A 13,660-nucleotide genomic window follows, 5' to 3' on the forward strand; every position below is an offset into this window, starting at 1 on the left:
GATGGACATCGTGCGCAGCCGTGCCGCGGCCAGTTCGATCGCCAGCGGCATCCCGTCCAGCGCCCGGCAGACGCGCGCCATCGTCGTACGGTGGCCGACCGCGAGGTCACGGCGCACCGCCCCGGCCCGGTCCCGCAGCAACTGGACGGCGGGGGAGGACTCGATCTCGTCCGGGCTCGCGTCCCCCTCCGGCAGGCCCAGCGGCTCGACCTGCCACAGCGCCTCCCCGGTGATGCCGAGCGGCTCCCGGCTCGTCGCCAGGATCCGCAGCCGCCGGCACTCCCCGAGGACCCGGTGGGCGAACACCGCCGCGGCCTCGATCACATGCTCGCAGTTGTCCAGGATCAGCAGCGCGTCCCGCTCGCGGATCGCGGCGATGAGCCGGTCCGCCAGCTCCGCCTTCGGGGCCCCGCCCAGCAGGGTGTCCCGCAGGCCCAGCCCGGTGAGCGCCGCCTGCGCCACGTCGCCGTCCGCGCCGATGGCGGCGAGCTCCACCAGCCACGCCCCGTCCGGCAGGTCGCCGAGCAGCGTGCGCGCGGTTTCCGTAGCGAGCCGGGTCTTGCCCGAACCGCCTGGTCCGATCACGGTGGTGAGCCGGTGTTCGGCGATGAGCCCGCGGACGGCGGCGACATCGGCGCCCCTGCCGACGAAGGTGGTCAGCTCGGCGCGCAGATTGGTCTTACGGCTCTCTTCCCGCTGCCCCGGCCCCTGCCTCAACTCGCCCCGCAGCAGCGCGATATGCAGCGCGGCCAGCTCCGGCGAGGGGCCGACGCCCAGTGCGTCGGCCAGGGCCTCCCTCGTGCGCTGGTACACCAGCAGCGCCTCGCTGTCGCGACCGGCCGCGGCCAGGGCGCGCATCAGCGCGGCGACGAGCGGTTCCCGCAGCGGATGCGCGGCCACCAGGTCGGTCAGCTCCGTGACCATCTCCGCCCCGTGCCCGAGGGCGACTTCCGCGTCCGCCCGCTCCTCCGCGGCGGTCAGGCGCAGCTCCTGGAGCCGGGCGACCGCGGCGTCGAACGCGGCGCTCTCCCGCAGACCGATGTCCTGCATGGCCGCACCGCGCCACAGCCCGAGGGCCTCGCCCAGCAGCCGTGCGCGCCGGGGAGGCTCCTCGGTGCGGGACCGGCCCGCGGTGACGAGGCGTTCGAACCGTACGGCGTCGACGGCGTCGGGCTCCACCGCCAGCCGGTAGCCCTCTGTCCGCCCCTCGACGACCGCGCCCGGCAGCGCCTTGCGCAGCCGGGACACCAGGCGCTGGAGGGCGTTCGTCGCATCGGCGGGCGGATGCTCGCCCCAGATCCAGTCGATGAGCGACGCCTTCGGGACGACGTGACCCGGCTTGAGCGCCAGGGCGACCAGCAGTCCGCGCAGCCGCGCGCCGGGGACGTCGGCCGAGCCACCGTCGTCGGTACGCACCTCGAGTGGACCCAGCATCCCGATCTGCACCCGCTGATTTTGCCATGGCCGCCTTCCACGCAGCCGGTAGCCGGAAGTTCAGGCGAGGATCGACAGCAGGAGTGCCATTCCCAGGCCGAGCACGCTGACGAGTGTCTGCACCGCCGTCTGCGTCTTCGCCGCCTGGGTGAGGCTCATCCCGAACGACTCCTTGACCAGCCAGAAACCGGCGTGGTTCACGTAGTTGAGGCCGAGGGAACCGGCGCCGATGGCCACCACGAGCAGCGACGCCTCCAGGCCGCCTCCGGTGCCGATCAGCGGAGCGACGATGCCGGTGGCGGACACGATCCCGACGGTGGCCGATCCGGTCGTCAGGGACAGCAGCAGGGCGATCAGCCAGCCCAGCACGATCACGTTGACGTGGGCACCCTTGGCCGCGGAGGCGATGGCATCACCGATGCCGGAGTCCTGGAGGACCTGGTTGAACGCGCCCCCGCCGCCGATGATGAGCAGGATGGTGGCGACGGACTTGAGGCTGTCGTTCAGCGAGGTGCGGGTCTCCTCACCGGAGCGGCCCTGGTGGACGAGGGTCACGCCGAGGGCGAAGAGTAGGCCGCCGCCCATCGCCACCAGCGGTTCCCCCGCGAAGGTGAGGGCGGCACGCAGCCGGCTGGACTCGTCGAGCGCCGTCTCGGCGACGGCGCGCAGCAGCATGAGCGCGACCGGAACGAGCACGGCGGTGACGGCCAGGCCCGTGGGGACCCCGGCGCGGGGCCGTATCTCGTCGCGATGCTGGGCACCGGGACCGGCCGACGCGACGGCCGGGGTCGGCTCGGGCCCGGCGTGCCGCCCGGCGCCGGTGAACTGGGTGACCAGCGTGGCGTCCGGGCGTACGTCAGCCAGCCGGGGCGCGATCCAGCGGGCGTAGACGGGCCCGGCCAGGATCACGGTGGGGACGGCGCAGACGATGCCGACGGCGAGGGTCAGGCCGAGGTCGGCATGGAGGCCGGTCATGGCGGTCAGCGGGCCGGGGTGGGGCGGGAGCATACCGTGCAGGGTGCACAGCGCGGCGATGGCGGGCACCCCGAGCAGGACGTACGGAGAGCCGTTCGTACCGCCCCGGTCCTCCAGCCTGCGCGCCACGCTGAAGATCAGCGGCAGGAGCACGATGAGGCCGATCTCGAAGAACATCGGAATACCGATGACGAAGGCGGCGGCCACGACGAGCCAGGGCAACCGGCGGGTGCTGGACCGGTCGACGATGGCGTGCGCGATGGCGTCGGTGGCCCCGGAGTCGGACAGCAGACGTCCGAGCATGGCGCCCAGCGCGAGGGTGAGTCCCACGTCGCCGAGGGTGCTTCCGGCTCCTTCCTCGATGGACTCCGTCAGCGTGGCGACGGGTTCGCCCGCCGCGAGCCCGGTGCCGACGGCGACGATGATGAGCGCGACGAACGGGTGGACGCGCAGCCGGGAGTTGATCAGAAAGATCAACGCGGAGAACCCCACCATGAGGGTGAGCAGCAGAAACCAGGTGTGGGCGGTCATGCGCGGATTGCCTTTCGATGTCTGACCGTTGAGCGGGCCGGCGCGGCGCCGGTGTTCAGGCTCCGGTGGGCTGGGGGACCTGCTCGTCGTGCGCACGGAGCGCGGCCGGGCGGTCGAGTTCCCGATGGGAGGTCTCGGGGAGCAGGAGGGCGGCCACGACGGCGATGCCATAGGCCGTTCCGGCGAACAGGCCGATGCTGGCGCCCACACCGATCCGGTCGCTGAGGTAGCCGACGAGGGCGGGGAAGGCGGCCGCGACGATACGGCCGAAGTTGTAGCAGAAGCTCTGCCCGGTGCCGCGCATGGCCGTGGGATAGAGCTCGGCGAAGAGCGAGCCGAGACCGGCGGGAATGCCCGCGGAGAAGAAGCCGAGAGGGATGCCGAGGAAGAACATCTGCGTCTCGGTGATCGGTACGAAGAGGTAGACGACGACCGAGACCAGGCACATCGCCGCGAAGAAGACGATGTTGCGGCGACGGCCGATGCGGTCGGCGAGGAAACCGGAGACGACGTATCCGAAGAAGGCGGCGGCGATGAACACGGCCAGATAACTGCTGGTCTTGAGCACGGACAGATGGTGCTCGGTGCGCAGGTACGTCGGCAGAAAGGTGGTCAGGGCGTAGTAGCCGCCGTGGCTGCCGAGGCCGAGGAAGCCACCGAGAAGGGTGACCCGCAGCAGATCGGTCCGGAAGATGCGCAGCAGCGAGACCCGGTTCCCGGACGTGGCCACCCGCTGCTGATAGATCGGCGGATCGGTGACCTTGCGGCGGATGACGATGACCAGGACGGCGGGCAGCGCGGCCAGCCAGAACATCGAACGCCAGGCCCACTGCTCGGGCAGGGCGGTGAACAGGAAGGTGTACGCGGCCAGTGCGAGGCCCCAGCCCACGGCCCAGCCGCTCTGCACCGCGCCCAGGGCCCGGCCGCGGTGGCGGGTGCCCATGTACTCGCTGACCAGGACCGCTCCGGCCGCCCACTCACCGCCGAAGCCGAATCCCTGGACGCTGCGCAACACCATGAGCTGGGAGTAGCCGGTGGTGAAGCCGATCAGCACGGTCGCGGTGGAGTAGACGAGGACGGTCCACTGGAGCACCCGGACCCGGCCGTACCGGTCCGAGGCCCACCCGGCGAGCCAGCCGCCGATCGCCGTGCAGATGAGCGTGATCGAGGCGAGCCTTCCGGCGGCTCCGGTGCTCAGCTGCCAGGCGGTCATCAGGGTGGGCAGGACAAGACCGAACAGCTGGGCGTCGGCCGCTTCCAGCGTCCACCCCCCGAACGCGGCCCAGAAGGCCCGTCGTTGTGGCCTGTCGGTGTCCCGGTACCAGGCAAACATGAGCGGCTCATTTCTCGTGCGGGGTGCCCGCGCCGGCGGGGGAGTGTCAGCGCAGGTCGATGCGGTAGCGGAAGGTGCGGGCCAGCCCGCGCGAGCGGCGGTATTCCAGCGGAGTGGCGTCATGGGACCGGGCGACACGGTCGATGACGACGACGGGGTCGTGGCGCGCGCACTGGAGCAGCAAGGCGTCCCCCGCGGTGGCCACGTCGACGGTGAGTTCCTCCGTGGCGGCCGCGACGATCTGCCCGCAGGTGCGCTCATAGAGGGGATAGAGAAGGTCGCCCAGGTCGTCCTGGCCGATGCGCTCCATCGGTTCGAACAGCGGGAGCGGCAGCCAGATGTCCTCGACCAGGACCGGCTTCTCCTCGTACAGCCGCAGCCGGTGCAGATGCAGCACCTCGCTCCCGGCTTCCAGGCCCAGGGCGGAGGTGATGGTCTGCGTGCCCACCTGGCGGGCGATGGAGAGGATGCGGCTCTGCGGGAAGCCGTCCCCCGCGGTGCCGAACCGGAAGAACCGGAAGAGGGAGGCCGTCAGGGAGGCGCGCCGGACGAACGTGCCCGACCCCTGCCGTCGCTCCAGCAGCCCTTCCTCGACCAGGTCGCGGAAGGCCCGCCTGATGGTGCCCAGGGACACGTCGTAGTACGCGACCAGAGTGGACTCGGCCGGAAGGGGCTGATCCGGGGCCCATTCCCCGGCCCGGACGCGTTCCGCGATCACTTCACGGAGGCGGGCGTGCAGGGGAAGCCGGGGATCCGTCCTGGCAAGGGCGGCCTGACCTGGGCTCACGGCATCGTCAGGGGCGGGCGACATCGGCTGCATGCCCCACACCCTGCCCCTGTTTCCTACAGACGTCTAGTCCTTCATAGGGAAAATTCTTCTGAGGTGACTTCGACCAAGCCTGCACGCGCCCCCGACGGAGCTGTCGATACGCACGCCCATGTCTCCCCGAGCGATGAGATTCGCCCCCACTCGTCGCTACACCCCGGACTACGACGCCACCCCGGACACTTACCTGTCGCTCCTGGACACCCATGGGCTGGACGGTGGGGTGCTGGTGCAGCCGAGCTTCCTCGGCACCGACAACTCGTATCTGCTGGAAGCCCTGGGCAAGGCCCCCCACCGGCTGTGGGGTGTCGCCGTGATCGACCCCGGGACCTCCCGGGACGAGCTGGACCGGCTGGTGCGGGCGGGCGTGTGCGGCATTCGCCTCAATCTGGTCGGACGCCCGGTCCCGCCTCTCCATGAGGCCGTATGGCAGCGCCTCGGCCGCGCGCTCGCGGCACGGAACCTGCACCTGGAAGTCCAGGCCCGCGCGGAGCAGTGGAACGAGCTGTCGCCGTGGCTGCTCCGCTGGCCCGGACAGGTGGTCGTCGACCACCTGGGCCTTCCTCTCGACACGACCCTTTCCTCTCCCGGGGCGAAGGCGCTCGTCTCGCTGCTGACGGCCGATCATGTGTGGGTGAAGGCGTCCGCGCCCTACCGATCGGCCCGCGCCGCGGCGTCGGCCATGCTGCACCACGTGCTCGATACGGCCGGCCCGGCCAGGACCCTATGGGGCAGCGACTGGCCGTGGACCCAGCATGAGGAGGGCAGGACCTACGCCGACACGTTGTCCTGGCTCATGCGACAGCTCAGCGCCACGGAGATCACCCAGGTGTTGTGCGCCAACCCGCTGAGGCTGCTCACCGGAGGGCGGGCCGGTGATCTGGCCGCGCCGGTCGGGGGATCGGTATCCCGGCGTTCTTCGCGGAAGCTGCGCGGATGATTTATCGGCGCCCACAAGATCCCTCAGGAGATCGTGCCGCGAGGGTTAACTAAGTGTTCCCCTACTTCTGGGAGAGGTAAGCTATGTGCTTTGTATTTGCTGACGCTCCGGGAGGTAATATCGGGCGCAACGGCCGTGGCTGAATTTTCGCTATTGACTCGATTCACTTCCCGGTATCCGGGAGTTCATCTATGGAATCCACGCCTCTTCGAACGGCTTCGCCTTGGCTATTGGGCCTGGTGAGAGCGGTTGTGTGGCCGGAAACCGATTCGCGTGTTTTTTATCTTAAAATGCGTTCCGGTGGTCATGATCGGCCACGTTAGTTGACACATGTACTTGGCAGTCGTAACGTCCCTTGGTAAGGGGAATGAAGTGAATGCCTGCCCATGCAGGCCTCTGATAAAGCATTGCACTATATGCAACGGCAGGGGGAGCTGGATGGGGTATTCCAAGGGAAAAAGTGTGCAGGTTCTCGGTATGTTGCGTATTGCCGACGACGGTGAGGTGGAGAGTCTGGCGTTGGCCCATAAGCCTCGCACCGTACTGGCGATGTTGGTGGCTCACCCCGATCAGGTTGTGTCGCTGCCCGCACTCGTTCGTGAATTATGGGGTGATCACCCTCCGGCCAGTGCTCTCAGGGTCGTCCAGACCTACATCCTCCAGGCACGGAAGGCGCTCAGTCAGGCCACCCGGCTTCCCATCAAGGTCATCATCCAAGAGGCCCTCACGACGCATGCCGGTGGCTACATGTTCAGTGAGTCGTTCGCCCGACTCGACTACCGGATCTATCAAGGGCTTGTCGACTCGGGGCGCAAAGCGCTGGCCAATGGTGATCTTTCTGCCGGGGTCAGCTATCTGGGTGACGCTCTGGGGATCTGGCGAGGGTCGGCGTTCGCTGATGTCGTCGTCGGAAGGATGCTGGAATCCCGCCGGCGGCAGTACGAGGAGTCCCGGTTGGGGGCGTTGGAGACGCTCGCCGAAGCGAAGATCGAGATTGGGCGCCACTTGGAGGTCACCGCCGACCTCGCCGCCCTTACCACCGAGTATCCCTATCATGAGGGGTTGCACTCCCAATATATGCGCGCCTTGGAGAAGGCCGGGCGCCGGGCGCAGGCACTCGAAGTGTTCCATCGCCTGCGCGTCGGGCTCGTGTCCGAGCTGGGTATCGAGCCCGGCCATACGATTAGCCGTCTGCAATACAGCATTCTCAACTCCTCTCCGGTCAACGGCGTCTGACGTGCCCCTATGGGCACGGTTCATTGATCGTCCCTCGGTCCGGCTCCTTTACGCGACGGTGTATCCGCCGTCCACGGCGAAGATGGCTCCTGTCGCATAACTGGCCAGGGGGTCCGTGAAGTTCAGGATCCACCAAGCGATCTCCTCGGCCGTGCCCAACCGGCCCATCGGTATCTGCTCCTGGGTCTGGTGGATGGTCATCACTGCTTGGTCGTCAAGCGCGTTGTTCTCCAGGATCGGCGTCTCGATCGGCCCCGGAGCCACGGAAACCACCCGGACGCAGCTCTGGGCCAATTCGTTTGCCCAGGAGCGGGTGAAGAAGTCGAGCGCCGCCTTGGTGGCGCCATATACGCATAAGCCCGGCCAACCGTGCTGGCCGATGGCCGCGCTGATGTTCACCACGGTCCCTTCCGCACGCTCCAGGCAGGGCAGTGCGGCCTGGGTGATCAGCAGCGGGGCCCGGAGATTCACGGCGATGAATTGGTCGAACTCCGATGGAGTGATCATGCCAAGGTGCGTTGGCCGGAAGACGCTGGCGCTGTTGACCAGGATGTCGATGCCACCGAAGGCCGCCACTGCCTCCGAGATGATCGCCTGAGGGGCGTCCACCTCGCTGATGTCCGCGGTCACCGGTGTGATCGACGGCCGCCCCTTCGCGGTGGCCTTGAGCTTTTCGAGTGTCCTTCCCACGGCCAGCACATTCGCCCCGTGGTCAGCGAAAGCGCGCGCCGTGGCGCGACCGATCCCGCTGCCGGCCCCCGTGATGACGATGGTCTTGCCGGTTAAGGTGGACTCCATCGAAAAGCTCTCCCTGGCTGCCTCGGCGATGTGCTGTACACACTATGAACACCGTATGCGCCCAGGGAGTTGCACACCGTTAAGGGCGGCTTTGTGCGGAAGTGCCCCGCGGAGCGCGCTCGTCAGCCCACGGGATGACCATCCCGCTCGAAGTGCCGCACCAGGGTGCGGTCGGCGAGCAGGATCTGGTCGAGACCGCGAGTGAGCGCACGTCGGTCGGCCAGCGGGTCGAAACGGCCGAGGACCCGCAGCGCTCCGCTCGGATCCTGCTCCACCAGGTCACGGGTCCGCAGCCAGCCGGCCAGGGTGTGCTCACCATCGGGAAGGAAGCGGCCGGGAGGCCCCGCCTGCGGCAGATACGGCGAACGGTCGAGGCGCACCTGCAACTCCCCGTCCACCAGCCGCAGCTGGAGGCCGGGCACCGGCATCCCGACGGTGTCGGGCCCGTACCAGCCGGTGGGGTCCGTGGCGATGATCCCGGTTTCCGTGGTGCCGTAGGCCTGCCCGATCCGCACCCGATGACGCTCGGCGAAGCGGGTGTACACCCGGTGGGCCATCTGCTCACCGCCGGAGATCGCCAGCCGTAGCCGAGGGATCCGCACGGGACGGTCGATCTGGGCGAGAGCGGCGAAGTGCTGGGGGGACCCGATGATGGTGTCGGCCCCCGACCGGATCGCCGTACGCAGCACGGTGCGGCGGCCCGAGTGGGGAGCCAGCAGGACCGTGCTCCGGGTGCTCGTCGCGTACAGCACGCCGCCGACCAGGCTGAAGGAGTGCGCGAGCGGACCGAGGACCAGGACCCGGGACCTTGGCTCGGGCATACCGCCGACGGTCTTGAACCGCTCCAGCTCGGTCAGCAGCGACTCGGGTGTGCGGCCGATGGCCTTGGCGAACCCGGTGCTCCCGGAGGTGAACTGGACCAGGCAGTGATCGGTGGCGGCGGGGCGGCCTCTCAGGAGGCGGCGGACGAAGACCTCGCACTCGTCGTGGAAGGTCTCCTGGCCGTGGCCCGGCGCGTCGAAGGAGACATGGAACTGGGGCCGGCACCAGTCCAGCTGGCGGCCCAGCTCCTTGCCGCGCACATGCGGGCCCATGAGCATGACCTGGGCGCCGCAGGACCACAGGGCGAACAGGGCCCATAGCTGACTGAAGCTATGGGCACCCTGGAGGGCGACGGTGTGTCCGGAACGGATCCCATAGGCATCGAAGAGCCGCCGCATCTGGGCGACTTGGGTACGCAACGTTTGATAGGTGACGCCGTGCCCGGCCTGGGCCCAGAGGGCGCTGCCCGGTGGTGCGCCCAGCAGATCGGCACCCCACCAGTCGGGCTCCGGGTCCACATATGCAGCCATGACGGGTTCCCCTTCCCGCTCCACCGCTCGGCGCCGGAGAGGACCTCATGCGCCGTCTCTGGGAAAACACCGGACAGCCGCCGAAGGTTGCATCGGAGGTGCGTCGGAGTCGCGTCGGAGTTGCAGAGGAGGGGAACCGGTGCGCGGCGGAAAGCGATCGGCGACCGCGAATCTCCCCGTCAGGCGGCCGCTTCCGTCGCGAGCAGGTAGCGCTTGGCGTCGACCCCACCGGCGTATCCGGTCAGCGAACCCTTCGCTCCGACGATGCGGTGGCAGGGCAGCACGACGCACAGCGGATTGGAGCCGAGCGCCATCCCCACCGCCCGCGCGGCACGCGGGCGGTCCAGCGCGGCGGCCAGCTCGCCGTAGGTGGCGGTGCGGCCGTAGGGCACGAACGACTCCAGGGCGAGCACCGTCTGCGCGGTGAACGCGGAGGCGAGCGAGAGGTCCAGGGGAACGGAGAACGAGCGGATCTCCCCGGCCAGATACGCCGCGAGCTGGGCCCGCGCCTCTGTCAGCACGGCCGACTGCCCAGGTGTGGCGTCGGCCTCCGCGCGGAACTCCACCCCGCTGCCGCCCGCACGGGCCGCGCGGCGGCGCACGGCCTCCGCGGTGTCGTACACGCAGGCGAGCAGCGCCTCGTTCGTGGCCGCGAGGACCAGCCGGCCGCACGGGGTCGACTCCTCGGCGAGCGCCACGGACGTCACCCGGGCACGGGCTTCGGACTGCATGGGTTTTCCTCCTTCTCTGCCTTCTCTTCCGCGCCGGAGGCTCAGACCGTAGCGGGACGACAGCTCTTGCAGGCACGGTAGCCCGCCTGCCGGGCAGCCCCGGCGGTACGGAACGGAACCTGGTGCGGCCGGGTGATCCGGCGGGCGTGCGCACAGGTCGGATGACAGTAGATCCGCGTGGTGTCGCTGCCGAGGAAGACGGCCCCGCGCAGGGTCAGCTCCTCCAGCCGGTGCATGTCGATGCCCTCCGCGCTCCGCAGGGCATCTCCGACGCGCTCCGCATAGGCCGCGTCGCACGGCGCCCCGCCCTCATAGGTGACGCGATGGCAGGGGATCAGCATGGGCACCGGATTCTTGGCCAGAGCCTTGACGATCGGCCCGGCGGCGGAGGGCAGCGATGCCTCTCGCGCGAGCCAGGTGATCGGCCGCAGCTGGCCGGAGGGAATCGACCGCACCGCATGGAGCACGGCGCACTCCAGGTCGGTGAGACCTCCCAGGTCGATCGGCAGCCGCTTCGCCCGGCCCGTGCGCAAGGCGGGGCGCAGCCCGGGGAAGGGCGCCGAGGCGCGGATGGCGGTCCGGCCGGTGCGGGCGTGATGCAACCGCTCGAACTCGTCCGCGTCGGTCACCATCGTGTCGACGGCCGAGCCGGTCACCGCGTCCGGGCTGTAGGCCACGTAGAGGCCGCCGGCCGCGCTGTCAAGATGGCTGTAGGTGTCGTAGCGCTCTCGCGGAATTCCTACGCGCTGAAGTACCCTCAGGGCGAAGTCCGCCGGGGCAGGGGCCGCGAGATCGGCCAAGGCGTGCTCCAACTGTCCCTCCGCGGGCCGCTCTTCCTCATCATTCCGGTAGTTCATCTGGTCACCTCCCCCAACACCGCCGCCTCGGGTGTCAAGATCTCACGTAGTGTGCCGATCCCTCTTGATACTTGTGCCTTGACGGTACCCACGGGGCAGCCCTGGGCCTCGGCCATGTCGCTGTAACTCATCCCTATGACATGACGCATCACCACCGCGACGCGGTGCTTCTCGGGCAGCTCGGTGAGCGCGTTGACCAGAACCGTACGGTCGGCGGACGTCGCCGCCCGCTCCTCCGGTCCCGGACTCTCGTCTACCCAGGTGTCGCAGGCATCCTCCGCTCGGGTGGCCGACACCGGGTGACGGACGCTGGTACGCACATGATTGCGCCAGACGTTCGCCGCGATCGTCATCAGCCAGGCCCGGGGTTTCAGCTTGCGCCGACGCTCCGGGGAGTAGGTCTGGAGCGCCGAATAGGCACGTAAGAAGGTGTCCTGGCCCAGGTCGTCCGCCTCGGCGGCCGATCCCGAGACCCGGAACAGAAAGGCACGCACCGCCGAGGCGTGGACCCGGACCAGCTCTGTGAAGCCGTCATCCAGATCTGACGCCAGGCGCTCGGTCAGCTGCTCCGCCATATCGTCCATCAGCTACAGAAACACCGGGACTTCAGCAATGGTTGCACAGCCCGCGCCGCGATGCCCGGGAGCGGAGCCGGAGCGGTAGGCAAAAGGGCCGCACCGGCCGCCGGAATCGGCAGCCGGTGCGGTGTCCGCGCAGCGTGCGGGCGGGGCAGTGCGCGCGGGTCAGCGTGTACGGGTCAGTCGGGCAGCCCCACCGACTGGCTGTGCCGGAAGATGTTCCGCGGGTCGTACTTCTTCTTGACGGCCTGGAGCTTCGGGTAGTTCTCCTTGTAGTACAGGTCGTGCCACGGCACCTTCGACGTGTTGTACTTCGGGTCGCCGAGGTCGATGTCCGGGTAGTTGACGTAGCAGCCGTCGGTGACGTCGTTCGGCACCGGCACGCCGCCGGTCTCGGCGTAGACCTCCTGGTAGCACTCCCGGATCCAGGCCAGCGACTTGGCCTCGTCGGCCGCCTCCGTCCAGTACAGCATCCACGACATCTTGAACGCCGAGCTGCGGTGGGAGGATGCCGTCGCGTCCTGGGCCACCGCGTTGACCTGGCCGCCGAAGGAGCTCAGCTGCACCGATGCGGTGGGGTTGTCGATGGCGTCGCTGGTCAGATGCTTGTAGAGCGCGTCGAGATGCGAGTCGGGGAAGTTCGCCCGCATATAGGCGGACTTGAAGTCTCCCTTCAGCGTCGGGTCGTTGAGCGTCAGGGTCGAGGTGCCGAGGTAGCGGGTCGCCTGGAGCCACGGCATGCGGCGCGGCTTCACCAGCTCGGGCATGGCGGCCAGCTCACCCGTCCTGGTGGTGGCCGCCTCGTGGGCGACGGACACGCCCTTGCTGATGGCGGCCACGAAGTCCGCCAGCTTCTGCTCGGCGTTCGGCACCGTGGCGTCCATCTGGGTGATCATCCCGATGGCGCCGTTCGACCGGTGGTTCAGCCCCAGGTAGCTGCACATCCCGGCGTACGGGTCGCCCGGAGCGCTGTGCGCGACGTGCCAGGCGCCGTAGTTCTTCACCAGGGTGTCGAAGTCCTTGCGGGAGAGCGAGCTCCACGGCCAGGAAACGGCGTTGATGAGCACCTCGGCCGGAGGGCGGGGGAGCAGGGTGGACGGCTCGGAGCCCTTGGCGTCCGGGCTGCGGAACCAGTAGCGCGTGACGATGCCGAAGTTGCCGCCGCCCCCGCCGGTGTGCGCCCACCACAGATCGCGGTTCGGGTCCGACTCCTCCCGGGTGGCGACGACCGCCCGGGCCGTGCCCGAGGCGTCCACGACGACCACCTCGACCGCGTACAGATGGTCCACGACGAGGCCCAGCAGACGGCACAGCATCCCCCAGCCGCCGCCGCTGACGTGGCCGCCCGCGCCGACCTGGTGGCAGATGCCCGCGGGGATGACGACGCCCCAGCGGCGGTAGAGCCCCTCGTAGACGTCGAGCAGCTGGCACCCCGACTCGACCATGAACGCGTTGCGCTCGGTGTCGAAGTCGACCTGGCGCATCTCCGACAGGTCGACCACGACCTTCGCGTCCGGGTGGTAGACGAAGTCCTCGAAACAGTGGCCGCCGCTGCGCACCGCGAGGCGCTTGCCCTCCTTCACCGCCTGCTGGGTGACCTTCACCACCTGGTCGGTCGTGGTGACCAGATGCACCTTCTCGGGCTTGCCTATGTACCGCTGGTTCCAGCCTCTGACCACGTCCGCGTAGTTCCGGTCGCCGGGTGTGATCGCGACGGCGTCCCCCGCCGCCGCGGCACGCGTCGTGGCGTCCCGCGTCGTGGCCGCCGCCGCGGTACCGGCCGTGCCGCCGAGCAGCATTCCTCCTCCAACGGAGGCGCCCCCGTAAAGGAAACGTCGCCGTTCCATCCCGCCTCTGCTGTCTGTCATCACATGGCCTCTCTGGCCGTCGTCGTGGAGGCTGCGAGCCGGTTCCGGCGCAGCGCGCGACGGCCGCGGGCGACGCTACTTGCCGCTCGACGGGCCCCTCACCCGGAATATTGCTCCGCAATTCGGGGGCGGAAGCCGTCGGTCACTCGGCTTCCGCGGCGATGCAACCCCCCGGCGCCCGACGGTGTTTCTCCTCCCGTC

General features: G+C 69.2%; 12 protein-coding genes. 2 read left to right on the top strand and 10 right to left on the bottom strand.

The features are described 5' to 3' along the window. The 4 genes from SSOG_RS56810 to SSOG_RS38545 all read right to left on the bottom strand — a co-directional run. The coding region (locus SSOG_RS56810; protein WP_483754812.1) for an AfsR/SARP family transcriptional regulator at window positions 1-1,434 on the bottom strand (1,434 nt) is incomplete at its 3' end. A 60-nt stretch (window positions 1,435-1,494) separates the two neighbouring features. Then, a complete protein-coding gene (locus SSOG_RS38535) occupies window positions 1,495-2,940 on the bottom strand; it encodes a GntP family permease (RefSeq protein WP_039939710.1) in 1,446 nt (481 codons plus the stop codon). A gap of 55 nt (window positions 2,941-2,995) precedes the next feature. Next, window positions 2,996-4,273: an MFS transporter gene (locus SSOG_RS38540; RefSeq protein WP_009719731.1), complete on the bottom strand. Its 1,278-nt coding sequence runs from the start codon at window positions 4,271-4,273 to the stop codon at window positions 2,996-2,998. 46 nt (window positions 4,274-4,319) lie between these two features. After that, a complete protein-coding gene (locus SSOG_RS38545) occupies window positions 4,320-4,991 on the bottom strand; it encodes a GntR family transcriptional regulator (protein ID WP_050800099.1) in 672 nt (223 codons plus the stop codon). Between the two features lie 235 nt (window positions 4,992-5,226). On the opposite strand from SSOG_RS38545, the gene SSOG_RS38550 reads away from it, so the two are divergent. Beyond that, a complete protein-coding gene (locus tag SSOG_RS38550; protein WP_050800100.1) occupies window positions 5,227-6,039 on the top strand; it encodes an amidohydrolase family protein in 813 nt (270 codons plus the stop codon). 438 nt (window positions 6,040-6,477) lie between these two features. After that, complete coding sequence (locus SSOG_RS38555; RefSeq protein WP_063631615.1) at window positions 6,478-7,275, top strand: AfsR/SARP family transcriptional regulator; 798 nt, start codon at window positions 6,478-6,480, stop codon at window positions 7,273-7,275. 48 nt (window positions 7,276-7,323) lie between these two features. Here SSOG_RS38555 and SSOG_RS38560 read toward each other — a convergent pair whose 3' ends face one another. The 6 genes from SSOG_RS38560 to SSOG_RS38585 all read right to left on the bottom strand — a co-directional run bounded on the left by SSOG_RS38560 (window position 7,324) and on the right by SSOG_RS38585 (window position 13,459). Then, window positions 7,324-8,073: an SDR family NAD(P)-dependent oxidoreductase gene (locus tag SSOG_RS38560; RefSeq protein WP_009719735.1), complete on the bottom strand. Its 750-nt coding sequence runs from the start codon at window positions 8,071-8,073 to the stop codon at window positions 7,324-7,326. 122 nt (window positions 8,074-8,195) lie between these two features. Beyond that, a complete protein-coding gene (locus tag SSOG_RS38565) occupies window positions 8,196-9,425 on the bottom strand; it encodes a class I adenylate-forming enzyme family protein (protein ID WP_078510508.1) in 1,230 nt (409 codons plus the stop codon). A 179-nt stretch (window positions 9,426-9,604) separates the two neighbouring features. Beyond that, window positions 9,605-10,156: a methylated-DNA--[protein]-cysteine S-methyltransferase gene (locus tag SSOG_RS38570; RefSeq protein ID WP_009719737.1), complete on the bottom strand. Its 552-nt coding sequence runs from the start codon at window positions 10,154-10,156 to the stop codon at window positions 9,605-9,607. A 41-nt stretch (window positions 10,157-10,197) separates the two neighbouring features. Continuing rightward, window positions 10,198-11,013 (bottom strand): MGMT family protein, encoded by an 816-nt coding sequence (locus tag SSOG_RS38575; RefSeq protein ID WP_063631616.1) that lies wholly within the window; start codon window positions 11,011-11,013, stop codon window positions 10,198-10,200. After that, window positions 11,010-11,597 (bottom strand): RNA polymerase sigma factor, encoded by a 588-nt coding sequence (locus tag SSOG_RS38580; protein ID WP_009719739.1) that lies wholly within the window; start codon window positions 11,595-11,597, stop codon window positions 11,010-11,012. Before SSOG_RS38580 ends, SSOG_RS38575 begins: the two co-directional genes overlap by 4 nt. A 173-nt stretch (window positions 11,598-11,770) precedes the next feature. After that, complete coding sequence (locus tag SSOG_RS38585) at window positions 11,771-13,459, bottom strand: FAD-binding oxidoreductase (RefSeq protein WP_245606471.1); 1,689 nt, start codon at window positions 13,457-13,459, stop codon at window positions 11,771-11,773. Window positions 13,460-13,660: the final 201 nt, after the last annotated feature.

The sequence above is a fragment of the Streptomyces himastatinicus ATCC 53653 genome (assembly GCF_000158915.1).
GTDB classification, from domain to species: Bacteria; Actinomycetota; Actinomycetes; order Streptomycetales; family Streptomycetaceae; genus Streptomyces; species Streptomyces himastatinicus.

Coding starts and splice junctions, on each gene's coding strand:
- SSOG_RS38560 (WP_009719735.1), bottom strand. CDS start 8,073: ATGGAGTCCACCTTAACCGGCAAGACCATCGTCATCACGGGGGCCGGC.
- SSOG_RS38575 (WP_063631616.1), bottom strand. CDS start 11,013: ATGAACTACCGGAATGATGAGGAAGAGCGGCCCGCGGAGGGACAGTTG.
- SSOG_RS38555 (WP_063631615.1), top strand. CDS start 6,478: ATGGGGTATTCCAAGGGAAAAAGTGTGCAGGTTCTCGGTATGTTGCGT.
- SSOG_RS38565 (WP_078510508.1), bottom strand. CDS start 9,425: ATGGCTGCATATGTGGACCCGGAGCCCGACTGGTGGGGTGCCGATCTG.
- SSOG_RS38550 (WP_050800100.1), top strand. CDS start 5,227: ATGAGATTCGCCCCCACTCGTCGCTACACCCCGGACTACGACGCCACC.
- SSOG_RS38540 (WP_009719731.1), bottom strand. CDS start 4,273: ATGTTTGCCTGGTACCGGGACACCGACAGGCCACAACGACGGGCCTTC.
- SSOG_RS38535 (WP_039939710.1), bottom strand. CDS start 2,940: ATGACCGCCCACACCTGGTTTCTGCTGCTCACCCTCATGGTGGGGTTC.
- SSOG_RS38585 (WP_245606471.1), bottom strand. CDS start 13,459: ATGACAGACAGCAGAGGCGGGATGGAACGGCGACGTTTCCTTTACGGG.
- SSOG_RS38570 (WP_009719737.1), bottom strand. CDS start 10,156: ATGCAGTCCGAAGCCCGTGCCCGGGTGACGTCCGTGGCGCTCGCCGAG.
- SSOG_RS38580 (WP_009719739.1), bottom strand. CDS start 11,597: ATGGACGATATGGCGGAGCAGCTGACCGAGCGCCTGGCGTCAGATCTG.